The following is a 23,893-nucleotide window of genomic DNA, read 5'->3' as shown; positions in this document are numbered from 1 at the left end:
GACGCGGCCGGACCGCGAATAATCCGTTGGCGTCCCACGGGGCCGCGACGTACTTTGGTCGTGGCCCTGTTGTCGTCGATCGGAGTGGGACGTTGCTCGTCTGAGGTCCTGAGGCACCGTGTCGTACAGCTTCTGTCTGTGCGCGCCGCGTGCGACCTCGGCACTTGAGCCGCCCATCCCCCGACCGGGCTTCCCGCTGGTCCCCAGCCCGATCCCGGGCCGGTCTGATCCCGGCCCTCCGGATTCCCGGTCGAGGACTGTCACACTCTCCCGCCGTACGTCGTCCCGCGCCCCCGGTGTCTCCATCCGTTGCCCTTGCTCGTTTCCCGCAACAGGAGGCCCCTTGTCCACCTTCCCCACCCATCTCAGCTGTTCCGCGCTCTCCTTCAACTGGCCCGACGGAACGCCCGTCTTCGACGGGTTCCACCTGGCCGTCGGACCCGGCAGGACCGGGCTCATCGGACTCAACGGCTCCGGGAAGTCCACCCTGTTGCGCCTGGCCGCCGGTGAACTGACGCCTGTCGACGGCAGGATCCAGGTCGCCGGCGAGGTCGGCTACCTGCCGCAGGACCTGGTGCTCGACACCGCGACACGCGTGGACGAGGCCCTCGGCATCGCCGGCACGCGTGCCGCCCTGCACGCGATCGAGGCGGGCGAGACGACCGAGGAGAACTTCACCGCCGTCGGCGACGACTGGGACGTCGAGGAGCGCGCCCGCGCCACCCTCGACCAGCTCGGCCTCGGCCGGATCGGGCTCGACCGGACCATCGGCGAGGTGTCCGGCGGCGAGTCGGTGCTGCTGCGGCTGGCCGCGCTGCTGCTGCGCCGTCCCGGCGTCCTGCTCCTCGACGAGCCGACGAACAATCTGGACCGGCGCGCGCGGGAGCGTCTGTACGCCGCGGTCGAGGCGTGGTCGGGGGTCATGATCGTGGTCAGCCACGACCGTGAGCTCCTGGAGCGTGTCGACCAGATCGCCGAACTCAGGGACGGCGAAGTGCGCTGGTACGGCGGCAACTTCACAGCGTACGAGGAAGCACTCGCCGTCGAGCAGGAGGCGGCCGAGCGCATGGTGCGCGTCGCGGAGGCCGACGTGCACCGGCAGAAGAGGGAGCTGGCCGAGGCACACGTGAAGCTGGCCCGCCGCAAGCGGTACGGGCAGAAGATGTACGACAGCAAGCGCGAGCCGAAGATCGTCATGAACGCCCGCAAGCGCGCCGCGCAGGAGTCGGCGGGCAAGCACCGCATCATGCACACCGAGAAGCTGGCGGAGGCGAAGGAGCGGCTGAGCGGGGCGGTGGACGCGGTGCGCGACGACGACGAGATCAACGTCGTACTGCCGCACACGATCGTGCACCCGGGACGCGGGGTGTTGACGCTGCGTGACCTCGGGCTGCGGTACGGGGCCGGGGTCCCCGGGGAGTTCGAGGTGCGCGGCCCCGAGCGGATCGCGCTGACGGGACGCAACGGGGCGGGCAAGACGACGCTGCTGCGCACGATCACCGGGGAGCTGGAGCCGGTCTCCGGAGAGGCGGTGGCGCACGTGCCGCTGCGTTTCCTGCCACAGCGGCTCGACGTGCTGGACGACGGGCTGACGGTCGCCGAGAACGTGGCGCGGTTCGCGCCCTCGGCGACCAACAACGCCGTGCGGGCGGGGCTGGCGCGCTTCCTGTTCAAGGGGGCGCGGGCGGATCAGCCGGCCGGGACACTGTCGGGCGGCGAGCGGTTCCGGGCGACGCTCGCGGCACTGCTGCTCGCCGAGCCGGCGCCGCAGTTGCTGCTGCTGGACGAGCCGACGAACAACCTGGACATGGCGAGTGTGCGCCGGCTGACGCAGGCGCTGGGGTCGTACGAGGGGGCGCTGATCGTGGCGTCCCACGACGAGCCGTTCCTGGAGTCGCTCGGGATCACCCGGCGGCTGGAACTGGGGCGTGAGGAGGAAGCGACTGCGGCTATGGAGTGATGTGCGGGGATTCGGGCACAGGGTGGGCGTGAGATGTCTCGCGGCATACGGCCGCGACCTGCGCACATAACAGACGGTATCGGGACATTACCAGCGGGGACTTGGCTCAGCTCTTACGACCCGTTTAACCTACGGTCTCGTAACCTACGAGGCCGTAGGTAATTTCTGCCCACCGCCCCCGTCCCCAGGAGCACCCGTGACGATCACCTCTCCCCAACTCGGCAGTTCGGACGCGTGGACCGACGCGCGACTGCTGTACGCGCTGGAAGAGGTGGTGGAGAAGGAACTCAACCGCCATCTCAAGGTCGCCAAGGACTGGATGCCGCACGAGTACGTGCCGTTCTCCGACGGCCGGAACTTCCCGGGCCAGTTCGACGACGGACAGGCCTGGGAGCCCGAACAGTCGAAGGTCACCGACATCGGCAAGATCGCGCTCGTCGTGAACCTGCTGACCGAGGACAACCTCCCCAGCTACCACCACGAGATCGCCAGCCTGTTCGGCCGCGACGGCGCCTGGGGCACCTGGGTGCACCGCTGGACGGCCGAGGAGGGGCGCCACGGCATCGTGATGCGCGACTACCTGCTCACCTCGCGCGCCGTCGACCCGGACAAGCTGGAGCAGTTCCGCATGGCGCACATGGCGGAGGGCTTCGAGTCCGACAACCGCCACTCGATGCTGCACTCCGTGGCGTACGTCGCCTTCCAGGAGCTCGCCACGCGCGTCTCGCACCGCAACACCGGCCACCAGTCGGGCGACCCCGTCTGCGACCGCATGCTGGCACGCATCGCGACCGACGAGAACCTGCACATGGTCTTCTACCGCAACCTGCTGGGCGCGGCCTTCGAGATCGCTCCGGACCTGACCATGCAGTCCGTGCGCGACGTCGTGGTGAACTTCCGCATGCCGGGACACGGCATGCCGGGCTTCGAGCGCGCCGCCGCCCAGATGGCGATCGGCGAGATCTACAACATGCGCATCCACCACGACGACGTGCTCCAGCCCGTCCTGCGCTACCTGAAGGTCCTGGACATCGACGGGCTCGGCCCGGAGGGGCTCAAGGCACAGGAGGAGCTCGGCCTGTACATGAACGGGCTGGACGCCGAGGCGAGCAAGTTCGACGAGAAGCTGGCCGCGCGCAAGGCCCGGATGGCCGCCCGCGCCGCCTCCTGACCCCGCCGGCGCCCACCCGCCGTCCGCTGAGCCGCCACCCCGGCGCGGGCCGCGTCACCGACGCCCCGCGCCGGGGGGCGGCGCAGCCGTTTCGGCAGGCCGGGGCGGGGATCCGCCCCGTTCGCCGGGCTGCCGCCGGCGGAGGCGGGGAGCACCGGCGCCGCCCGGCGGGGTGACCCGTACGCTGTGCGGCGTGAAACCTCTGACCCGTCTCGCGCTCGTGGGCGCACCGCTGGCCATCGCCGTCTCCCTCGTCTTCGGCGGCAAGAGCTCGCAGGTCCCTGTCTCAGACGTGCCCGCCTCGGCCGGCGACCTGACGACGGGCGGGCCGACGAGCAAGCCCGAGAAGCGGACCGACCAGGAGATACGCGCGCAGAAGGAAGTGGACGAGCGGATCGCCCGGATGCCGGCCGGTCTCGCGGCTCCCGCCAAGAAGGAGATCGCCTCGCAGATCGTGGCGAGCGCGGAGAACTCCACCCTGGACTGGCGCGGTCAGTACGACACCATCGAGGACATCGGCGACGGCTGCGGCTACACCGCCGGTGTCATCGGTTTCTGCTCGGGCACCAACGACATGCTGCAGCTCGTCGAGGGCTACACGGAGGACCACCCGGACAACCCGCTCGCCCCGTACCTGCCCGCCCTGCGCGCGGTGGACGGCACCGCGTCCCACGAGGGCCTCGACCCCGGCTTCCGCACGGCCTGGGCACAGGCCGCCGAGAGCCCGGCGTTCCGCAGGGCGCAGGACGAGACCCGGGACAGGATCTACTTCCGGCCCGCGGTCCGCCAGGCGAAGATGGACGGTCTCGGCACACTCGGCCAGTTCGTCTACTACGACGCGATGGTGCTGCACGGCCCGGGCGTCGGCCCCAAGGGCTTCTACGGCATCCGCGAGGCGGCCATGAGGTCCGCGCGGACGGTCGCCGAGGGCGGCGGGGAGCAGGCGTACCTGAACGCCTTCCTGGACGCCGGACGCGCGGTGATGAAGGTGAAGAAGGCCCACAAGGACACCTCGCGCATCGACACCGCGCAGCGCGAGTTCCTGCGCGCCGGCAACCTGGACCTCGAACCGCCGCTGGTGTGGCGGATGTACGGCGAGACGTTCCGCGTCCCGGCGTCCTGAGCTACGCCCGCGCGTCCTGGCGGATCAGCTCCGCCGCCTTCTCGGCGACGGCCACCGTGGGGGCCTGCGTGTGGCCCCGGGTGATCCCGGGCATCACCGACGCGTCGACGACCCGCAGCCCCTCCACCCCCCTCACCCGCAGCCGGGGGTCGGTCACCGACCCCTCGTCGGCGCCCATCCGGCAGGTGCCGACGGGGTGGTAGAGCGTCTGGGCGGACCCCCGGACCGCCCGCGCCAGCGCCTCGTCGTCGACGACACCCGGATACGGTGCCATGGGCCCCGCCGTGTACGGCGCGAACGCGCGGTCCGCCAGCAGCGCCTCGGCCTGGCGTACACCGGCCACCAGACGCCGCAGGTCGGACGCGTCCGTCAGGTAGCCGGGGTCGATGCGGGGAGCCACGCCCACCCGGTCCCCGGCCAGGCTGACGCGCCCCTCGCTCGCGGGCTGGAGCAGGATCACGCCGATCGTGACGCCGTGCTCGGCCGGCGGCGTGAGGCCGTGGTCGACGAACGGCCCCGGGGCGTAGATCAACTCCAGGTCGGGCGCCGCGAGGTCCGGCGTACTGCGGACGAAGGCGACGGCCTCTCCCACGTTCGAGGTGAGCGGCCCGCGCCCGGCCAGCAGGAAGCGCGCGACGTTGGCGAGCGTGTCCGCGCCCGTCAGGGTGACCGGGAGCGGGCAGCGCACGGTGACCGCCGTGGACAGGTGGTCCCGCAGGTGCCGTCCGACGTCGGGAGAGGCCGCCCGCACCGGCACACCGGCCTCGCGAAGATGGTCCGGGTCCCCGATGCCCGAGAGCATCAGCAGGTGCGGCGACCCGACGGCCCCGGCGCTGAGGATCACCTCCCGCCGGGCGCGCAGCACCGTGCCGGCTTCCGTCACCACGCCCCGGACGCGCCCGCCCTCGAAGGCCAGTCGGCGTACCCGGGCGCCCGTGCGGATGTCCAGGTTCCGCCGCCGCGCGGCCGGCTTCAGGTAGCCGTCGGCCGTGCTCCACCGGCGCCCCGCGCGCTGGTTGACGGGGGTCAGCGAGAAGCCGTCGGGTTCGGGCACGTTGAGCTCCGCCAGCTCGGCCATCCCGGCATGGCGGCAGGCGTCGAGGAAGGCGGCGGTGGTGGGATTGGGGTCACGCGGCGGCGATATGACCATGGGCCCCCGTGTCCCGTACACGGAACGCCCCTCCCCGCCCCCCGTCCACCGCTCGGCGCGCCGGAAGTACGGCTCGATCCCGTCGTACGACCAGGCGTCCCCCGCGGCATCGCCCCACGCGTCGTAGTCGTCGCGGTGCCCCCGCACCCACATCATCGCGTTGACCGACGAGCAGCCGCCCACCACATGACCGCGCGGCCAGTACAGCTCGCGGCCCCCCAGCCCGTGCTGCTCGGCGGTGCGGAAGTTCCAGTCGTACGACGTCTTGAAGAGCTTGGGGAAGGCGGCGGGGATACGGATCTCGGGTCTGCGGTCCCGGCCCCCCGACTCGACGACCGCGACGCGCACCGCGGGGTCCTCGGAGAGGCGGGCGGCGAGGACACACCCCGCCGAACCCGCGCCCACCACCACGTAGTCGTACTCCCTCACGGCCTCTCCCCCCGCTCGCGGACGGTGCGGCCTTCAGCATGTACGGCGCGCCGTCCGCGTGCCAGGGGGCCCGGGCGGCCGCTCAGCGCGAGCCGCGCCGGAGCCGCAGTCTCTCCTGCTCGGAGAGTCCGCCCCAGACGCCGAACCGCTCGTCGTTGGTGAGTGCGTACTCCAGGCAGGCCACCCGCCCTTCACACGCGCCGCAGAGCTGCTTGGCCTCGCGGGTGGAGCTGCCTGGGGCCGGGAAGAAGAACTCGGGCCCGGCCTGGGCGCACAACGCGGTCTCCTGCCAGGAGATTTCGGTAGTGGTGAACATGCGCCACACCCTTCCCGGCGGAGATCAACGTCCGCTCAACGACCGCTCAACGACCGACCGTCGGCCGCTCGACGCCACCAGAAACCGCCACCGCGGCACCTAGTGCCCGTGCTCCTGCGGATGGTGCGGCTCGTACCCCGGGATGGTCCCGTCCGGCTTGGCCACCAGGAACAGACCGGCCATACCCATGTCGGAGTGGCTCTGCACATGGCAGTGGTACATCCAGGCGCCGGCCCCGACGTGCTCCCCGGCGATGATCTGGAAACCGAACGAGTCGGCCGGGCCTGTGATCTTGTTGTCGATCACCCGGCTCGGATCGTCGGGCCCGGTCAGCAGGCCGGTCCGGTTGTCCGCCCACCGGTGCCCGTGCATGTGGAACGTGTGGTAGAACTCGCCGTGCGTGATCATGACGATCTCCACCCGGTCCCCCACCGTCGCCTCGAAGTCGGGGCTCTGGTGCCCGGGCCTGTTGTTGATGGTCATGTCGTTGAAGACGATGGTGAAGGTCTTGTCCGGCAGGATGTCGCCCTTGCGCCGCACGATCACCCCGCCGTACAGGCCCTTGCGGATACCGCCGGTCCCGTGGTCCGTGCCCACCACGTGGTCGTGGTAGTGCCAGTAGCCGGCGCTGCCGGACCGCCAGGTGCCGTCCTTGCGCCGCCCCGGCAGGTGGGTGCGCCAGGTGTACGTCCGGGTCCCGCCCGGCTCCACATGACTTCTGCTCAGTTTCGTGCCGTCGCTCGCCACGTCGTAGTCGACGCCGTGCACGTGCAGACTGGCGGGCACGTCCAGCGTGTTCTCGAACTCGATGTGCACGGTGTCGCCCTCGACCAGCTCGATCAGCGGCCCCGGCACCGACGCCTTGCCCTTCTCGAACCCGTAACCCAGTTGCCCGTCGGGCAGCTTCTCGGCGTACATCTTCAGCCGGTGGACCTGCCCCCCGGCCGGCGCGGTTCTCGGCGGGGTCTCGGCGGCCGCCGCCGAGGGGGCGGATTCCGCGAGCGACAACGATGTCACACCGGCGGCGGCGACCGCGCCGCCCGCCAGCAACCGCCGGTTGAAGCTTCGTCTGTCCATGGCCCAACTCCCCACGCGCGGATCGGAGATTGACGGCCACACCGTAGCGGGAGCGTCCGCGTTCATCCACACCAAGGACAAAGTTCGCGGTATTCCGGTCATACCTCTTGGCGCGTCGCGAAAAGAGGTCTAGCTTCATCGGCTGTTCCTGTGACCACTGAGGGATGGGTGAACACATGCAGCGCGCACCACATCACCGGTCAAGAGGCCGACGCGGCCTGGCAGCCGTACTGACAGCCGGAGTTGTCGCATCCGGCCTGCTCGGCGGCACCTCGGCCTCCGCCAAGCCGTACCCGGAACCTCCGCCCACGACAACGTTGTCGCTCCCCGACCTGCCGTCTCCGCCCGGCGGCGCGAACGTCCGGGTGCTCGTGTTCCACGGCTCGGCGGGCGCCGACGAGTCACCGACCGTCAACGCCGGTATCCAGGCCATCGAGAAGATCGGCCAGAGCGGCCCAGCGGCCCAGCGGTTCCGCGTCGAGGCGACGGACGACGCGGCCGTCTTCACGACCGCCCGGCTCGGCAGGTTCAACGCGGTCGTGTTCCTGACGGGCGGCGGCGATGTCCTGGATCCGGAGCAGGAGGCGGGCCTGGAGGCGTACATGGAGGCCGGGGGCGGGTTCCTCGGCATCCACGACGCGGCGCGCACCGAGCCGTACTCCGACTGGTTCGGCGGCCTGATCGGGGCGCGGCCGGCCCCGGGCGGTCCCGCGAACGTACAGCGCGCGACCGTGGAGGTCGGCGACCGGCAGCACCCGGCGACCAAGAACCTGCCCCTGCAGTGGAAGCGCCCCGACACGTGGCTGAACTGGACGAAGAACCCGTCCGGCGACGTCCACACGGTGGCCCGGGTCCGGGAGGCGACGTACAAGCCCGGGACGAGCGCGAACGGCTGGGACCACCCGGTCTCCTGGTGCCGCGACTACGACGGCGGCCGCTCCTTCTACACCGGCATGGGCGGTACGGCCGAGTCCTTCCAGGAGGCGGACTTCCGCGACCATCTGCGCGGCGCCCTGCAGTGGACGACGCGCATCTCCCGGGCCGACTGCAAGGCGGGCATCAACGCCCACTACAAGGCCGAGCGCCTCACCGCGCCCAACCAGCCCGGCCGGTCGGACCAGATCGGCGAGCCGCACGGCCTGGTGACCGCGAAGGACGGCCGGGTGATCTACATCGGCCGGGGCGGCGGCGACGGCGACGCGCCGGTCGTCACCGACTGGAACAACCCCGACGTCGGCAAGGGCCAGGGCCAGGTCCACGTCTACGAACCGAAGACGAAGAAGGTGACCCTCGCGGGCGCCCTCACCGTCTTCGGGAACAAGGGCGGCGGCGACGAGCTGGTCAAGAACGAGGAGGGGCTGCTCGGCGTCGAGACGGACCCCGACTTCCTCACCAACGGCTGGGTGTACCTGCACTACACGCCCCACTCGCGGATCAACCGCGACACGCGCATGGCCGAGCGCCGCGTCTCCCGCTTCACGCTCGACCTCGCCACCAACCAGCTGGACCTCGCCTCCGAGAAGGTCCTGCTGAAGTGGCCGGTCCAGATCCACAGCTGCTGCCACGCGGGCGGCGGCATGGCGTGGGACTCGAAGCAGAACCTCTACATCGCCACGGGTGACAACAACTCCTCCCGCTTCAGCGACGGTTACTCCGGCAACAACCCGGAGCCGAACTTCAAGGGCGTGTCCTTCGCGGACGCCCGCCGTACCGCCGGCAACACGAACAACCTCAACGGCAAGATCCTGCGGATCCACCCCGAGGACGACGGTACGTACACGCTCCCCGAGGGCAATCTCTTCACCGGCAGGGAGCCGGACGAGGGCGGCGGCAAGACGCGCGGCGAGATCTACGTGATGGGCGTGCGCAACCCGGCCCGCATCGCCGTCGACCCGAAGACCGACGTCCTGTACGCCGGATGGGTCGGCCCGGACGCGGGGGCGCCCAGCACCACCTGGGGCCCGGCGAAGTACGACACCTTCGCCGCGATCACGAAGCCGGGCAACCACGGCTGGCCGTACTGCATGGGCAACAACCAGCCCTACCGGGACCGCAACCTGCCCGATCCCAGCAAGCCGCTCGGCTGGTACGACTGCGACAGGCCGAAGAACGAGTCCCCGAACAACGACGGTCTCGTCAACCTCCCGCCCGTCACGCCCAACACCATCTGGTACTCGCCCCAGGGCGGTGGCGTGGACTACCCGCGCGACGCCAACGGTGTGCCGAGCTACCAGCAGGAGGAGCAGAAGCTGCTGCTGCCGTGGCTCAAGGGCGGCGGCCAGGCGACGATGAACGGTCCCGTGTACCGGTACGACGCGGCGAGCGACAGCAAGGACAAGTGGCCTTCGTACTGGGACGGCAAGTGGTTCGTCGGGGACTTCTACGACGGCGACCAGCCGCGCCACGCGGTGCTGACCGACCCGAAGACCGTCGGCAACGGCGGGCTTCCCACGCACGCCGAATCCCTGAAGAAGATCGTCCCGGTGGGCGCGGACGGCGTCCGCAACCTCATGGACTGGAAGTTCGCGCCGGACGGCTCGCTCTACGTCCTCGACTACGGACGCGGGTTCTTCACCTCGGACGCCAAGTCGGCGCTGTGGCGCGTGACCTACAAGGGCGGTGAGCCGACACCGGCCGCCACGGACCTGGCCAGGAAGGCGGAGTAGGCAGTGCAGCGGAAACGGAGAACACCTCACCTGTGGACGGCGCTGGCGGCCGCCCTGCTGATGGTCCTCGGCCTGACGTCGACGGCGGCGTACGGCCGCGAGGACGACGGGGCGGCGACGAAGGCCGCCGCCGCTCAGACCCTCACCTGGACCGCAGGCGACCCGATCGACCGCTACCTGACCTTCCCGAGGACGGCGGTGGCGGGCGAGACGACGATCGTCTTCGAGAACAGCGCGGCGACCGGCAACACGACCGGGATGCCGCACACGCTGACGTTCGACGTCTCCGACCCGGAGTACAACGACGACGTACAGCTGAACATCCTCGCCAACCCGAGTGACGCCCAGGGCGGCCGGCACACCGCCACCGTCACCCTCACCCCCGGCCGGTACTTCTACCACTGCACCATTCCCGGCCACGGCTCGATGCAGGGGATCCTCACCGTCACCGAGGGCGGTGGCGAGGACACCACCGCGCCGGAGACCTCGGCGAAGGTGCAGGGCGAGAAGAACGCCGACGGGGCTTACGTCGGGCACGCCTCGGTGACGCTCGCGGCGACCGACGCGGGCTCGGGCGTGGACAAGGTGGAGTTCGCGGTCGGGGCGGACGGCGCGTGGCAGCCGTACACCGCCCCGGTCATGGTCCACCAGGTCGGTACGCACAAGATCCGCTACCGGGCCACCGACAAGGCGGGCAACACCGCCGCCGAGAAGGCCGTCGACTTCACCGTCGTCGCCCCGCCCACGGACGACAGGACGCCGCCGGAGACCTCGGCGACGGTCAGCGGTGAGAAGAACCCCGAGGGCCAGTACCTGGGGATGGCGACGGTCACGGTGACGGCGTCCGACACCGGGTCGGGCGTCAACACCATCGAGTACGCGCTCGGGGCGTCCGGCGCCTGGACGGCGTACAGCGGCCCGGTCATGGTGCACGAGACCGGCACGCACAAGGTCCGCTTCCGCGCGACGGACCGGGCGGGCAACGTGGCGGCCGAGAAGGCCGTCGACTTCACGGTCGTCGCACCGCCGACCGAGGACAGGACCCCGCCGGAGACCACCGCGACGGTGACCGGCGACAAGAACGCCGACGGGGCCTACATCACCAGCGCCAAGGTGACGCTCGCCGCGACGGACGCGGGAGGCTCCGGCGTCGACAAGGTCGAGTACTCGCTCGACGGCGGCCCGTACCTGGCGTACACCGTGCCGGTGATCGTCGACCGCGTCGGCCGGCACACGGTGGACCACCGCGCGACCGACAAGGCGGGCAACACGTCCGTCGCGAAGCAGGTGGCGTTCACCGTCGCGGAGGGCGGCGGCGTGCCCGCGCCGAACTGCCCCGAGCACGACGAGCGGCTGACGGTCGTCGTCGGCACGGTCGACACGGGCGTGCCGAACCGGATCACCCGCAGCCGGTGCACGATCAACGAGCTGATCGAGGACGAGCGGGAGTGGACCTCCCAGGCCCTGTTCCTCAAGCACGTGGACAAGGTCCTCGACAAGCTGCTGTACGACGGCGTCATCGACGAGCGGGAGCACCGGAAGATCTACCGCGCCGCCCGGCAGTCCGGCATCGGCAAGCCGGGCCAGACGGCCGGATACCGCGACCTGTTCGACGGTACGCGGTCCTCCTTCGCCAAGTGGCAGCAGGTGGGCGGCGGGTCGTTCGGCCTGAACGCGGACGGGTCGATGACCAGCAGCACGACGACACCCGGCATGGGCATGCTGTGGTTCCCGGAGCGCCATTACGAGGACTTCTCCCTCAAGCTGCGCTGGCGCGACGACGCACCGGGCGCGGGCAACGCCAACGCCGGTGTCTTCGTCCGCTTCCCGCAGGTCCACGACCACCCGGAGGAACCGCGTCCGGAGTGGGTCGCCATCAAGTACGGGCACGAGGTGCAGATCCTGGACCGCCCGGACGGTGACATGTACAAGACCGGCTCGGTGTACGGCTTCGACCGGGTGGGTCTGGGCGGTGCGGGCGTCACGCCCAAGGGCACCTGGAACGACTACGAGATCCGGGTGGAGGACCAGCACTACTCGGTCTTCAGGAACGGTGTCCTGATCAACGAGTTCGACAACACCGGCGGGCAGGACTTCTCCCCGCCGCGCGGCGACGACCCGGGGACGGACGGCCGGCGGTACGCCTCCGGCTACATCGGCCTCCAGGTCCACGGGACCACCGACGTGATCTCTTACCGCGACATCCGCGTCAAGCCGCTGTAGCCCTTCCGGCTCCGGACGGCCGTCACGCCCCGGCGGGCGCGGCCGCGTGCGCGGGCACGCGGTCGCGTCCGCCGGGGTGCCGGTGGCGGTACACGCCGAAGACCGTGCAGGCGACCAGCGCCCAGCCGGCCAGCACGAGGAAGGGGAAGAGGTGCTGGTGGCCCTCGAAGTACACGGCCGTGTGCTGCGCGTTGACGGAGGCGCCGGGCGGCAGCCACTGGCCGATGTGGCCGAGCACGGAGGGCAGCAGCGGCCAGGACACCGCGCCGCCCGACGAAGGGTTGCCGAGGAGCACCATCAGGCCCCAGGTGGGGAGCATCGCCCAGCGGCCGATCAGGGTGTTGAACATCGTGAAGACCATGCCCGAGGTGAACATCGTCAGCGCGAGGATCAGCCACGACTCGGTGAACGGCAGGTCGAGCGCGCCGAGCAGCCAGTCCACGACGGCGGCGATCGCGAACGCGCCGAGCAGTGAGTAGGCGACGGTGAAGGCGATCCGCTCCGCCGGGTTCAGGGCGCGGGCGTGCACGCTGAGCTGGATGGCGCCGACGAAGCCGACGATGACGGCGGCGAGCGAGACGTAGAACAGGGCGAGGCCGCGCGGGTCGCCTTCCTGCAAGGGCTTGACGTCCCTGATCACGACCGTCGCACCGGTCCGCCGGCCGACCTCCGCGCCCGTCTCGGCGAGCACCTGGGCGACGGAGGCGCCCGACGCGCCCGCCACGTCGAGCTCCACCGCGTCGCCCCCGGTCCGCAGGATCGCGAACTCCTCCTGCTCGTCGACGGCCTCGCGGGCCTCGGCGTACGTGGCGTAGCGGGTCAGCGCGAGCGAGGCGTTGAGCGCCTCCTCCATGCCGGCGGCGAACGCCCGCCCGTCGCCCGTGTCGACGTCCCCGACGACCGCGGTCGGGATCCGGCGCGGGGTGGGGTCGGCCATCGTGTACGTGTAGGAGCCGGCGAAGAGCCCGGCGGCGAGGGCGAGGATGAACACCAGGACGAGGGCGGGCAGGAACGGCGACTCCTTGAAGGCCGCCCACTTCTCGGCGCGCGTCGGCGGCCTTCCGTGGGCGCCGTGGGGGGACGCGGCGCCGTCTCCCGGCGCCTCGTTCATACGGCGCTCACGTGCCCTCGCGCTTCGCCCTGCTCGGCGACACCCGTTTCGGCTCGCCCGGCATCTTCGGGTAGTCCGGCGGGTACGGCATGTCGCCCAGCCCGTGGTCGTGTTCGTCGCGTGCGGCGAGCTCCAGCAGGCTCTCCAGGCCGAAGGCGTGGTCGTCCATGTCCGCGTGCACGTCGCCGAGTTCGGCGAACCGGACCGGCATGGTGGCGATGTCGAAGGCGCGCGGGTCGGCCTCGTCGAGTTCGTCCCAGGTCAGCGGCGCGGACACGGGGGCGTGCGGACGCGGCCGTACGGAGTACGCGGAGGCGATGGTACGGTCGCGCGCCGTCTGGTTGTAGTCGACGAAGATCTTCTCGCCGCGCTCCTCCTTCCACCACGCGGTGGTGACCCGGTCGGGCATGCGCCGCTGGAGCTCGCGGCCGACGGCGATGGCGCAGCGGCGTACCTCCGTGAACGTCCAGCGCGGCTCGATCGGCACGTACACGTGCAGGCCGCGGCCGCCCGAGGTCTTGGGCCAGCCGCGCAGGCCGTGTTCGTCGAGCAGGGCGTGGAGTTCGTGGGCGGTCCTGACCGCGTCCCCGAAGTCGGTGCCGGGCTGCGGGTCGAGGTCGATGCGCAGCTCGTCGGGGTGCTCGGGGCGGTCGCGGCGTACCGGCCAGGGGTGGAAGGTCAGGCAGCCCAGGTTCGCGGCCCACAGCACGGCGGCGGTCTCGGTGGGGCACATCTCGTCGGCCGTACGGCCGCTGGGGAAGGCGATCCGGGCGGTGGGGATCCAGTCGGGGAGGTTCTTGGGGACGCGCTTCTGGAAGAAGGACTCGCCGCCGACGCCCTCGGGGAAGCGTTCGAGCGTGGTCGGGCGGTCGCGCAGGGCGCGGGTGATCCCGTCGCCGACGGCCAGGTAGTACTGGGCCACGTCCCACTTGGTGTAGCCGGACTCGGGAAAGTAGATCTTGTCCGGACTCGACAGTCGTACGGTCCGCTCGCCGGCATGCAGCTCCACCGCTTCACCCATGCCCGCCACGCTAAGCCGGGCGGTCCCGGGCCGCACACCGGAGCGCTCCGGCCGCGCGCCCGTGCACCCATCGGTGAGACACCCGCGAGACACCCGTCCACACGCCCGGGCCATAGCGGGCGATTCGCTCCGAAAAGCCGCAGAATCGATCCATGGATCTGCCGGTGATGCCGCCCGTGAAACCGATGCTGGCCAAGGCCGTGGCCAGCATCCCGCCGGGGCCCGGCATGCAGTACGAGGCCAAGTGGGACGGGTTCCGGGCCATCGTGCACCGGGACGGCGACGAGATGGAGATCGGCAGCCGGACGGGGAAGTCCCTGACCCGCTACTTCCCCGAGCTGGTCGAGTCGCTGCGCGCCGCGCTGCCCGCCCGTTGCGTCGTCGACGGCGAGATCGTCGTGGTCCACGACGGCCGGCTGGACTTCGACCGGCTCAGCGAGCGCATCCATCCGGCGGCGTCCCGGGTGCGCACCCTCGCCGAGCGGACGCCCGCGAGCTTCATCGCGTTCGACCTGCTGGCCCTGGACGACGAGGCGCTGCTCGACGCCCCGTTCGTGTACCGGCGAAGCGCCCTGGCGGGGGCGCTGGAGGGGGCCCCGCCCCCCGTCTACCTGGCGCCCGCGACGAACGACATCGAGGTGGCCAGGGAGTGGTTCGAGCACTTCGAAGGCGCGGGCCTGGACGGGGTGCTGGCCAAGCCGGAGTCCATGCCGTACCGCCCCGACACCCGTCTGATGTACAAGATCAAGCACGAACGGACGGCGGACTGCGTGGTCGCCGGGTACCGGTTCCACAAGACCGGCGCCGTCGTCGGCTCGCTCCTGCTGGGTCTGTACGACGACGCGGGCGCCCTCCAGCACGTCGGGGTGTGCGCCGCGTTCCCGATGCGCCGCCGCCAGGAGCTGATCGACGAGCTGGGGCCGCTGCGGATGGAGTCGCCGGAGGCGGAGGGCCACCCGTGGGCGGCGTGGACGGACGACGCCGCCCACGAGAGCGCCCGGATGCCCGGTGCGCCGAGCCGCTGGTCCGGCAAGAAGGACCTGTCGTGGGTGGCCCTGCGCCCGGAGGCGGTGTGCGAGGTCGCGTACGACCACATGGAGGGCGACCGCTTCCGGCACACGGCCCGGTTCCGCCGCTGGCGCGAGGACCGTACGCCGGAGAGCTGCACGTACGCCCAGTTGGAGGAACCGGTGAGCTACGACCTCGCCGACGTGCTCAGGGCGCGGTGACGCGGAGCCCGGGCGCCCTCAGGGTGCGGTGATCTTGTCCCACTCGCGGCGGTCCGGTCCGACGGGGCGGGGTACGAATCCGGGGCGCGCCGCGAGCCAGGCCTCGACCCGCGTCCTGACCTCCGGGGCGCCGTACGCCTCGGTCGGCGGCGCCACCAGGTGCCGGACCCGGGCGCGGGCCCGCATCACCTCCGGGTCCTCCTGGGCGCACTCCAAGAGCGCCGCCATCTCCCGGGCGGGCCCGGCGCTGAACTCCCGTACGGCGAAACGCTCCCCGATCGCGCGGTCGGTGACGACCTGGAAGTCGAACCAGGGCTTGAGGGTGCGCAGCGCCCAGGCGTAGTGCTCGGTGACGAAGTCCGGGGAGCCGGGAGCCGGGCGCGGGCCCCGGCCGTGGCCCCGGTCGCGGCCCGCGCCGGGGTCGGTCTCCCGGGCGACCCGGCGGGCGGTCCACAGGGCGAGCGACATGCCCTGGCCGATGGTCGGGTTGGTGTGGGTGACGGCGTCGCCGACGCCGACCATGCCGGTGGCGACGGGTCCCCGGTCGTCGACGAGAGCGCTCCAGCGGTTGTCGAGACCGGCGGTCGCGAGCACCGGGGAGAGCGGCCGGGCGCCCAGTTCCAGCCAGGCCTCCCCCGGCGGGAAGGTGCGGGCCGCCGCCTCGAAGACGGCGGGGTCGCGCAGCGCGCCGCGCGTCGGGTCGCCGGTGTGGACGAAGAGCGTGACGGCGAACAGCCCGTTGTCGGCGGGGAAGACGGCGCAGCCGGCGAACGTTCCGCCGGCGACGGTCCAGGGGCGTACGGGGCCGTCCGCGCACCCTGCGGGCAGCCGGTACCAGCGGCAGAAGTACGCGATGCCGGTACGGTGGCGCTCCACCACCGGGGGCCGGCAGCCCGCCCCGGTCAGCCACTCCCCCGCGGCGCACCGGCGGCCGCCCGCGTCGATCACCAGGTCGGCCTCGTACGCGCCGAGGGGTGTGCGCACGCCGCGGACGCGCGGCGGGGCGGAGGACGGGTCGACGAGCAGTCCGGTGACGGGCTCGCCGTAGCGCACGGTGGCGCGCGGCTCGGCGCGCAGCGCGTCGGTGAGCGCCGTTTCGACGACGATGCGCCGGGCCTGGACCGTCACGAGGTGCTGGTCGCCGGGGCGGGCGGGGGGCCGTGCCTCGAACCAGTCCAGCTCGTGCCGTTCGCGGGCGCCGAGCCGCATGATCGCGTCGTACACGTCCGGGGCCTCTTCACGGAGCACCGAGCGGGCGGCGCCGAGCATCAGGTGCGGCTGGGCGGCCTGGGGCACGCCGGGGCGCAGCCAGCCGAAGAAGTCCTCGTCCAGGGTGACGGCGCCGGGGGCGCGGGCGTCGCGCTCGAAGACCGTCACGCGGTTTCCCCGTCGGGCGGCGAAGAGCGCTGCCGCCAGTCCGGCGATGCCGCCGCCGATCACCGCGAAGCCCGCCATGCCGTCCCCCTCCGCCCGGATTTCCCCTCGCTGCAGTCTGCCCACCCGCGACCCGCCCGACCCCGCCCGCGGCGCCGGGCCTGCGGCCCGCGGGCGCTCCGGGGACCGGGGTGACGGCCCGGAAGGACGCCGCCGTACGGCGTGCGGACGTCTGCGCGTGCGGGGCGGGCGTGCCGGTGTGAGGGTGCAGGGGTGACCACCACCCGCGCGTCCGGCCCGGCGAAGGCCCAGGTACCCGCACCGGCGGCGGGCTCCGCGCCGCCCGTGCTCGACCGGCGGCAGCGCAACATCGTCTTCGGGACGATCATGCTCGGGATGCTGCTGGCCGCTCTCGACCAGACAATCGTCGGCACCGCCCTGCCCACCATCGTCGCCGAACTCGGCGGCGCGGAGCACATGTCGTGGGTGGTCACCGCCTACCTGCTGGCGGAGACCGTCGCCACCGTCCTGGTCGGGAAGTTCGGCGACCTCTTCGGCCGCAAACTGGTCTTCCAGGTCTCGGCCGTCGTGTTCATCACCGGTTCGTTCCTGTGCGGCCTCGCCGGCGACATGACGCTCCTGATCGCCTGGCGCGCCCTCCAGGGCATCGGCGCCGGCGGGCTGATGGTCACCTCGATGGCGCTGATCGCCGACGTCATCCCGCTGCGCGAGCGCGGCAAGTACCAGGGCGCGATCGGCGCGGTGTTCGGCGTCGCCACCGTCATCGGCCCGCTGCTCGGCGGCCTGTTCACCGACCACCTGACCTGGCGCTGGGCGTTCTACGTCAACGTGCCGATCGCGATCGTCGTGGTCATCGCCGCCGCCCGCAACATCCCCGCCGTGCGCTCGGCGGCCCGCCCGGTCATCGACTACCTCGGCATCGCGCTCGTGGCGCTCGGCGCGAGCGCCCTGATCCTGGCGACCAGCTGGGGCGGCAACGAGTACGCCTGGGGCTCGGGCGTCATCATCGGCCTCTTCGCGGGCGGCCTGATCGCGCTCTCGCTGTTCTGCTACGCCGAGACGCGCGCCGTCGAGCCCATGCTGCCCATGCGGCTGTTCGCGAACCCTGTCTTCACCGTCTGCTCGATCCTCAGCTTCGTCGTCGGCTTCGCGATGCTCGGCGCGATGATCTTCCTGCCGACGTATCTCCAGTACGTCGACGGGGACTCGGCCACGGTCTCGGGCGTCCGTACGCTGCCCATGATCGTCGGCCTCCTCATCGCGTCCGTCTTCAGCGGCAACGTCGTCAGCAAGACGGGCACGTACCGGATCTTCCCCATCGTCGGCTCGCTCGTGATGGGCATCGGCCTGTTCCTGCTGTCCCTGATGGACACCGGCACCAGCGCCTGGCTGGAGTCGCTCTACATGTTCGTGCTGGGCATCGGGATCGGCCTGTGCATGCAGGTCCTGACGATCGCCGTGCAGAACACCGTCGAGTACTCCGACCTCGGGACGGCCACCTCCGGCGTCACCTTCTTCCGTACGCTCGGCATGTCGTTCGGCACCGCCGTCTTCGGCACCATCTACGCCAACTCCCTGCGCCCCAACCTGACCGCGGGCGTCACCGAGGCCGCCCGCGCCGACGGGGCGGACCCCGGGGACCTGCTGGGGGCGGCGCAGAGCCCGGAGGGCGTGCACGCGCTGCCGCCCGCGCAGGCGGAGCCGATCGTGCAGGCGTACGCCGACTCGCTGCACACGGTGTTCCTGTGGACGGTCCCCGTCGCGCTCGTCGGTTTCGTGGTGTCGCTGTTCCTCAGGCAGGTCAAGCTGCGCGACGCCGCCCGCGCCGGGTCCACCGACATGGGCGAGGGGTTCGCGTCGCCCATGTCGGGCGACTCGGCGAAGCTGCTGGAGCTGAACGTCGCGCAGGTCCTCCGCGCCAAGGGCCCGGACACCGCGCGCTGGATCGTCAGCGGCTCCGACACCCGGCTGGACATCGCGGGCGCCTGGGCGGTCATGCAGGTCACGCTGCTGACCCGCATCGTCGGGCACGCCAGCCTCGGCCTGGTCGCCGTCCGGCGCGGCCTCCCGCCGGAGGTGCTGCTGCCGGTCTTCGACCGGATGGTGGACGAGGGCTACCTCACCCGTGACGGCAATCTGTTCTCGCACACCCCGGCGGGCGAGCGCGAGGCCGAGGTCATCAGCGCGGCCTGGGGCCGGTGGCTCGGCGACCAGTTGGAGATGGACGGCGGGCGGCCTGGCAACGAGGAGCTGACCGCCGCCGTCGACGCGATCGCCAAGCGGCTGCTCGCCGAGGACCTGGAGCAGGGCGGGCTCCTGCCGGCCGCCCGCCGCTGAGCCGCCTCACCCCTGGCTCACGCCGACGAACCGACCCCGGCGTCCGCCGCCTCGCGGGCAGGCGGGACCGGCGCCCGCGGCTTCTCCTCCTCCGGCGCCGCCCGCACCGTGCGTACCAGGCGCGACGCGGCGAGCCAGAACGTGGTCGGCAGGAACACCAGGTCCCCGACGATCGTGATGGCCGAGAACATCGGCAGCGCCATCAGCAGACCGATGCCGATGTGCGTGGTGAGCATGACGACGAGGATGCAGTACTTCAGCCGCCGGTTGAACACCAGCGCCGGGAACAGCATCTGCGAGAAGACGGTGACGTACGCCATGAGCGCCGCGAACGTGCCGTGGCTCGCGATCCAGGCCGAGAGTTCGGGGAAGGTCGAGAAGTCGTCGTACATCATCGAGTAGTAGAGCGCCGTGCCGTTGCGCCACGACTCGCCCTGGATCTTGTACATGGCCGCGGAGCCGTAGATCACCATGACCTGGAGCGCGATCATCGCCATGCCGCCGTTGTGCAGGACGGTGACGAGGCGGCGGCGCAGTTCCTCCGTCTCCTCGCCCCAGAAGACGAACCGCGACCCGGCCGCCGCCTTCTCCCGTTGCGCCCGGCGGGCGCGGCGGCGCGCGTCGAGCGACCAGTGGCGGCCCGACGCGACGAAGACCAGGTAGTTGGCGAACAGCAGGCTCAGCAGCGCCCAGCCGCTGTTGGCCATGGATCCGCGGATGTAGAAGGCCACCACAAGGAACCAGAAGAGCACGGACACCGCCCGGGTGCGCCAGCCGAGCATCAGCAGCGCGCTGAGGACGACGGCCAGCCCGTACCAGGCCCAGAACACGAGGGCGCTGTCGGTGACGAGCAGCGAGTACCACCAGGAGAAGGGGCCGTCCCAGCCCCGGGCCTCCAGGGTCTGCGCGAAGAGGTCGGCCGTGAAGGGGGAACCCGGCCCCCACAGGCGGTCGGCGCGCACCGATTCGCGGAGCAGGTGGATCAGGTAGAGGCCGCCGAGACCGATGCGGATCGCGGCCGCGCTGTACGGCGCGAGCGGCTGGAGGGTCAGCTTCCGTGCGGTGGCGGCGACTTGACGGAGGGGACCGCCGGCGGCGTCGCGCCCCAGGGCGAGTGCTGCGCGTACGGTCATGGGCGGACCTTCCAGTATCCGAGGGCCTGATACCGCGGGCGCGTGACGGAGGCGTCGGGCCGGGTGCCGGGGGCCGGTATACGGGTGCTCTTCAGGCGCAGTTGGACGGCCTGACCCGGCTCCTCGCCGATGGCGTCGAGCCGCACCAGGACCACGTTGAGCAGATAGCGCGCCGAACGGCCGGTGGCCTGGCGGGCGTCGGGGCGGGCCGCGTTGCTCCGGTACTGGGACACGGCCCGGCGCAGTACGAGCTGGTCCTCGATGCTGGGGAGCAGTTCTCCGCGGTACGCCGCGTTGTCGTGCGCGGTGAGGTCGATCCAGGGGCCGAACCTCCCGTCGACGTTCGCGCGCACTTCGAGGTGCTGGTTGAACTTGGAGGGCTCCGGGGCGAAGATGCTCCAGTCCTGCGGGAAGAGCGGCCGCATCCACCCGTTGACCTGCTTCGCGTAGGTCCTGGAGAGCGGGAAGTCCGTGGCGACGTAGAGCAGCAGCATGCTGGAGTGGACCAGGGCGACGAACGCGACGAAAGCCGCGCACCACCGGAGGATCCCGCGCCGCGACGCCCCAAGAGGCGTACCTCTGGGGGCGAGTGGGTCGGGCGGCGGTATGACGGACTCGGCCACGCTGGTTCTCCTCATGGTGCCCACGCATCTCAACGGCGCCCAGAGTATCCATCCCCGCCGCCGCCCCCGTGGCGGTCCCCCGCGTCAGACCTCCTGGACGGGCCGTGCGAAAGGCCCGGACGGGCGCCGCCGTCGGTACGGCTCGTGCGCGGCGCTCATGCCGGTTTCAGGGGGGCGTGGCCCAGGGTCATCAGCCGGCGCCGCCAGGCGCTGTCCCCCGCCGCCGGTTCCAGGTCGGTGCGCCGCTTGCCCAGGATCGCCAGCACCTTCCGCCCGGTCTCGGTCCCGGCGCGCTCGGGCAGCGGCTCGCTGTTCTCACCGGCGCCACTGGTCCGCAGCCAGGTGCCCAGTTCCTGGGACGTCATGTTCACCACGCGGTGGAAGTCGTCCCAGAGCCAGTCGAGCTCCAGGGCTGTCGTGCGGTCCATCTGATACCTCCCGGCGGTTCGTGGTGCTGCGGGCGGTGGGGGCAGGTGCGATCGCGTCCGCAGTACCCCTGCGACGTCACCCGAAACACCACCAGAACGGGAGGAAAGGGTCCGACGACTACCGCGTGAAGACCGCGTCCAGGTAGACCCAGGCGCCCTCGTGACGTGCGAAACGGCTCTGCTCGTGCAGGGACCCGGACTCGCCCCGGTGCGCGTAGTGGGCGCGGAAGGTGACCGTTCCCGTGGTGTGGAAGGCACTGCCGTCCGTGGTGGCCAGGATGTCGAGGCCCTGCCAGCGCGTGTCCGGGTCGAGGTCGAGGGTCGCCGGCCTGGTGTCGGGGTGCCAGGAGCGCATCAGGTACGCCGCGTCCTGGGCGACGAAGGCGCTGTAGCGCGAGCGCATCAGCAGTTCGGCGGTCGGCGCTGCGGCCGAGCCGGAGTGAAAGCGCCCGCAGCACTCGCCGTACGGGGCGGGCAGCCCGCAGGGGCAGGGCGATGCGGCGGACAGGGGCGGAGGGACGGAGGGTTTCCGGGGGCTGCGGCTCGTACCGCGTGCACTGCTTCGGGACATGTCCCCATTGTGCCCGTGGCCGGTGGGGCCCTTTCGCGCCAATGTGCGAACGGGGCCCGCACGTGCCTTCCGGGCCCTGGGGGCCGCCCGTATTCTCCTGGGCCTGACGCGGTGGTTACCGCCGGTAAGGCGACAGGGGGACGAGGCATGGGAAGTTCCAGACGCACCTTCGTGGCGGGGGCCGCGGCGGCGGGCGGGGCGATGGCCCTGGGGGCGGCGCCCGCCGCCGCGTCCGCCGGGCCGGCGGCAGCGCCCGGGCGTGCGGCCCAGGAGTCCGTCGCCGTGCTGGGCGGCGGGGTCGCGGGTCTGACGGCCGCGCACGAGCTGGCCGAGCGCGGGTTCGCCGTGACGGTCTACGAGAGGCGGGCGCTCGGCGGCAAGGCCCGCAGCATGGACGTACCGAACAGCGCGAAGGGCGGCCGCAGGCCGCTGCCCGCCGAGCACGGCTTCCGCTTCATCCCCGGCATCTACCACAACCTGCCGGACACGATGCGCCGCATCCCGTTCCCCGGCAACGCCAACGGCGTGCACGACAACCTCGTCGCCCCGCGCGAGATGATGTTCGCGCGCACGGGCCGCGAGGACCTGCGGATCCCGATCCCCTGGCCCGGCCACCAGCCGGCCGAGCTCACCCTCGACGACCTGCGCCGCGCGCTGACCGGCCTGCTCGAAACGGCGGTGAACCTCCCCGCGCACGAGAGCGCCTACTTCGTGAACCGCGCGCTCGTCTTCCTGACCAGCTGCGACGAGCGGCGCGACGACACGTGGGAGCGCACGCCCTGGTGGGAGTTCACCCGGGCCGCCCGCATGTCCAAGGACTACCAGCGCATCCTCGCCATCGGCGTCACCCGCAACATCGTCGCGACGAAGGCCGAGGAGGCGAGTACGCGTACGGTCGGCACGCTCGGCGAGGCCTTCGTGCTCAACGCGCTGGGCCGGGGCGCCGACGGCCCGCCCGACCGCATCCTCGACGCCCCGACCAACGAGGCGTGGATCGACCCCTGGGTGGACCACCTGCGGGGCCTCGGCGTCGACTTCCGGATCGGCTGGACCGTACGGGAGATGAAGTACGCCGACGGCAGGATCGCGGCGGCGATGATCGAGGACCCGGACGGCGTACGCCGGACCGTGACCGCCGGGCACTACGTCTGCGCCCTCCCGGTGGAGCACGCCCGCCCCACCTGGAACGCAGCGATGCGCGCCGCCGACCCGCAACTGGCGCGGTGCGACCGGCTCAGGACGGACTGGATGACCGGCATCCAGTTCTATCTGACGGAGCGTACGCCGATCCTGCACGGCCACCTCAACTGCATCGACTCGCCCTGGTCCCTGACCGCCATCGCCCAGGCCCAGCACTGGCCGGGCCGGAACTTCCCGGCCGACTACGGCGACGGCACGGCGGCGGACTGCCTGTCGGTCGACATCTCCGAATGGGACAGAACCGGGATCCTGTACGGGAAGACGGCCAAGCAGTGCACCCGCGAGGAGGTCGCGCGCGAGGTGTGGGCGCAGCTCAAGGCCGCGCTGAACGACACCGGCCGGACGGTGCTGCGCGACAGCACGCTGCACTCGTGGTTCCTCGACCCGGGCGTGGACGGCATCGGGACGCCGAACCCGACGAACGAGGACGAGCTGCTGATCCACCCCGTGGGCACGCTGCACAACCGCCCGTCGGCGGCCACGAGGATCCCCAACTTCTTCCTGGCGGGCGACTACGTGTCCGTCGACATCGACCTGGCGACGATGGAGGGCGCGAACGCGTCGGCCCGCTCGGCGGTCAACGCCCTCCTCGACCGCACGGGTTCGACGGCGCCGCGCTGCACCGTCACCCCGCTGTTCCGGCCGCCCGAGATCGAGTTCCTGAAGCGCCACGACCGCACGCGCTACCGGCTGGGGCTGCGGAACGCACTCGATGTGGGGTGAGCGAAGG

The 23,893-nt window shown here is 71.7% G+C and carries 18 protein-coding genes; 8 read left to right on the top strand and 10 right to left on the bottom strand.

Annotation, left to right across the window (positions count from 1 at the left end; all coding sequences use genetic code 11):
* Window positions 1-343: 343 nt before the first annotated feature.
* From IE185_RS17705 to IE185_RS17695, 3 genes are all read left to right on the top strand, one after another.
* Complete coding sequence (locus IE185_RS17705) at window positions 344-1,960, top strand: ABC-F family ATP-binding cassette domain-containing protein (protein WP_138898365.1); 1,617 nt, start codon at window positions 344-346, stop codon at window positions 1,958-1,960.
* 196 nt (window positions 1,961-2,156) lie between these two features.
* The gene (locus IE185_RS17700; protein WP_138908764.1) at window positions 2,157-3,131 is read left to right on the top strand and encodes an acyl-ACP desaturase; all 975 of its coding nucleotides are present in this window, start codon (window positions 2,157-2,159) and stop codon (window positions 3,129-3,131) included.
* Window positions 3,132-3,333: 202 nt separating this feature from the next.
* Window positions 3,334-4,254 (top strand): chitosanase, encoded by a 921-nt coding sequence (locus IE185_RS17695; protein ID WP_229843570.1) that lies wholly within the window; start codon window positions 3,334-3,336, stop codon window positions 4,252-4,254.
* Window position 4,255: 1 nt separating this feature from the next.
* Here IE185_RS17695 and IE185_RS17690 read toward each other — a convergent pair whose 3' ends face one another.
* The 3 genes from IE185_RS17690 to IE185_RS17680 form a co-directional block, all read right to left on the bottom strand.
* Window positions 4,256-5,833 carry a GMC family oxidoreductase gene (locus IE185_RS17690; protein WP_189715480.1) on the bottom strand — a complete coding sequence of 526 codons (1,578 nt, stop codon included), beginning with the start codon at window positions 5,831-5,833 and terminating at the stop codon, window positions 4,256-4,258.
* An 82-nt stretch (window positions 5,834-5,915) separates the two neighbouring features.
* Window positions 5,916-6,149 carry a WhiB family transcriptional regulator gene (locus IE185_RS17685; protein WP_138896323.1) on the bottom strand — a complete coding sequence of 78 codons (234 nt, stop codon included), beginning with the start codon at window positions 6,147-6,149 and terminating at the stop codon, window positions 5,916-5,918.
* Window positions 6,150-6,248: 99 nt separating this feature from the next.
* Window positions 6,249-7,226, bottom strand: coding sequence for a multicopper oxidase domain-containing protein (locus tag IE185_RS17680; RefSeq protein ID WP_138896322.1), 978 nt, complete (start codon window positions 7,224-7,226; stop codon window positions 6,249-6,251).
* A gap of 176 nt (window positions 7,227-7,402) precedes the next feature.
* On the opposite strand from IE185_RS17680, the gene IE185_RS17675 reads away from it, so the two are divergent.
* Complete coding sequence (locus tag IE185_RS17675) at window positions 7,403-9,892, top strand: ThuA domain-containing protein (protein ID WP_138896321.1); 2,490 nt, start codon at window positions 7,403-7,405, stop codon at window positions 9,890-9,892.
* 60 nt (window positions 9,893-9,952) lie between these two features.
* The gene (locus IE185_RS17670; RefSeq protein WP_138896324.1) at window positions 9,953-12,115 is read left to right on the top strand and encodes an OmpL47-type beta-barrel domain-containing protein; all 2,163 of its coding nucleotides are present in this window, start codon (window positions 9,953-9,955) and stop codon (window positions 12,113-12,115) included.
* Window positions 12,116-12,137: 22 nt separating this feature from the next.
* Here IE185_RS17670 and IE185_RS17665 read toward each other — a convergent pair whose 3' ends face one another.
* Window positions 12,138-13,226, bottom strand: a complete 1,089-nt coding sequence (locus tag IE185_RS17665; protein WP_138896320.1) for an ABC-2 transporter permease — start codon at window positions 13,224-13,226, stop codon at window positions 12,138-12,140.
* A gap of 7 nt (window positions 13,227-13,233) precedes the next feature.
* Window positions 13,234-14,247: a non-homologous end-joining DNA ligase gene (gene ligD / locus IE185_RS17660; protein WP_138896319.1), complete on the bottom strand. Its 1,014-nt coding sequence runs from the start codon at window positions 14,245-14,247 to the stop codon at window positions 13,234-13,236.
* Window positions 14,248-14,399: 152 nt separating this feature from the next.
* Here ligD and IE185_RS17655 point away from each other — a divergent pair, with 152 nt between their 5' ends.
* On the top strand, window positions 14,400-15,476 hold the full coding sequence (locus IE185_RS17655; RefSeq protein ID WP_138896318.1) for an ATP-dependent DNA ligase: 1,077 nt from the start codon (window positions 14,400-14,402) through the stop codon (window positions 15,474-15,476).
* Between the two features lie 18 nt (window positions 15,477-15,494).
* Here IE185_RS17655 and IE185_RS17650 read toward each other — a convergent pair whose 3' ends face one another.
* Window positions 15,495-16,931, bottom strand: coding sequence for an NAD(P)/FAD-dependent oxidoreductase (locus IE185_RS17650; protein ID WP_189715478.1), 1,437 nt, complete (start codon window positions 16,929-16,931; stop codon window positions 15,495-15,497).
* 192 nt (window positions 16,932-17,123) lie between these two features.
* Here IE185_RS17650 and IE185_RS17645 point away from each other — a divergent pair, with 192 nt between their 5' ends.
* Window positions 17,124-19,208: an MDR family MFS transporter gene (locus tag IE185_RS17645; protein WP_170198300.1), complete on the top strand. Its 2,085-nt coding sequence runs from the start codon at window positions 17,124-17,126 to the stop codon at window positions 19,206-19,208.
* A gap of 17 nt (window positions 19,209-19,225) precedes the next feature.
* Here the strand turns inward: IE185_RS17645 and IE185_RS17640 are convergent, their stop codons facing one another.
* The 4 genes from IE185_RS17640 to IE185_RS17625 form a co-directional block, all read right to left on the bottom strand.
* On the bottom strand, window positions 19,226-20,341 hold the full coding sequence (locus IE185_RS17640) for an HTTM domain-containing protein (RefSeq protein ID WP_167519107.1): 1,116 nt from the start codon (window positions 20,339-20,341) through the stop codon (window positions 19,226-19,228).
* Entirely contained in the window at window positions 20,338-20,964 is a 627-nt protein-coding gene (locus IE185_RS17635; protein WP_167519106.1) for a DUF5819 family protein, read from the bottom strand. The genes IE185_RS17640 and IE185_RS17635 overlap by 4 nt, the downstream gene beginning before the upstream one ends.
* 155 nt (window positions 20,965-21,119) lie before the next feature.
* Complete coding sequence (locus IE185_RS17630; protein WP_138895388.1) at window positions 21,120-21,392, bottom strand: DUF3140 domain-containing protein; 273 nt, start codon at window positions 21,390-21,392, stop codon at window positions 21,120-21,122.
* A 118-nt stretch (window positions 21,393-21,510) separates the two neighbouring features.
* Window positions 21,511-21,963, bottom strand: a complete 453-nt coding sequence (locus IE185_RS17625) for a YchJ family protein (protein ID WP_138895387.1) — start codon at window positions 21,961-21,963, stop codon at window positions 21,511-21,513.
* A gap of 147 nt (window positions 21,964-22,110) precedes the next feature.
* On the opposite strand from IE185_RS17625, the gene IE185_RS17620 reads away from it, so the two are divergent.
* Window positions 22,111-23,886 carry a hydroxysqualene dehydroxylase gene (locus IE185_RS17620; RefSeq protein ID WP_189715476.1) on the top strand — a complete coding sequence of 592 codons (1,776 nt, stop codon included), beginning with the start codon at window positions 22,111-22,113 and terminating at the stop codon, window positions 23,884-23,886.
* Window positions 23,887-23,893 lie beyond the last annotated feature (7 nt).

The sequence above is a fragment of the Streptomyces chryseus genome (assembly GCF_014650755.1).
Classification (GTDB): Bacteria; Actinomycetota; Actinomycetes; order Streptomycetales; family Streptomycetaceae; genus Streptomyces; species Streptomyces chryseus.
The sequence above is the reverse complement of the archived record's forward strand: the minus strand, read 5'-3'. Positions and strand labels throughout refer to the sequence as shown.

Bases quoted from the DNA above. Each gene is read 5' to 3' on its own strand.
- IE185_RS17685 (WP_138896323.1), bottom strand. From the start codon at position 6,149: ATGTTCACCACTACCGAAATCTCCTGGCAGGAGACCGCGTTGTGCGCC.
- IE185_RS17680 (WP_138896322.1), bottom strand. From the start codon at position 7,226: ATGGACAGACGAAGCTTCAACCGGCGGTTGCTGGCGGGCGGCGCGGTC.
- IE185_RS17675 (WP_138896321.1), top strand. From the start codon at position 7,403: ATGCAGCGCGCACCACATCACCGGTCAAGAGGCCGACGCGGCCTGGCA.
- IE185_RS17670 (WP_138896324.1), top strand. From the start codon at position 9,953: ATGGTCCTCGGCCTGACGTCGACGGCGGCGTACGGCCGCGAGGACGAC.
- IE185_RS17665 (WP_138896320.1), bottom strand. From the start codon at position 13,226: ATGAACGAGGCGCCGGGAGACGGCGCCGCGTCCCCCCACGGCGCCCAC.
- ligD (WP_138896319.1), bottom strand. From the start codon at position 14,247: ATGGGTGAAGCGGTGGAGCTGCATGCCGGCGAGCGGACCGTACGACTG.
- IE185_RS17655 (WP_138896318.1), top strand. From the start codon at position 14,400: ATGGATCTGCCGGTGATGCCGCCCGTGAAACCGATGCTGGCCAAGGCC.
- IE185_RS17650 (WP_189715478.1), bottom strand. From the start codon at position 16,931: ATGGCGGGCTTCGCGGTGATCGGCGGCGGCATCGCCGGACTGGCGGCA.
- IE185_RS17640 (WP_167519107.1), bottom strand. From the start codon at position 20,341: ATGACCGTACGCGCAGCACTCGCCCTGGGGCGCGACGCCGCCGGCGGT.
- IE185_RS17630 (WP_138895388.1), bottom strand. From the start codon at position 21,392: ATGGACCGCACGACAGCCCTGGAGCTCGACTGGCTCTGGGACGACTTC.
- IE185_RS17625 (WP_138895387.1), bottom strand. From the start codon at position 21,963: ATGTCCCGAAGCAGTGCACGCGGTACGAGCCGCAGCCCCCGGAAACCC.
- IE185_RS17620 (WP_189715476.1), top strand. From the start codon at position 22,111: ATGGGAAGTTCCAGACGCACCTTCGTGGCGGGGGCCGCGGCGGCGGGC.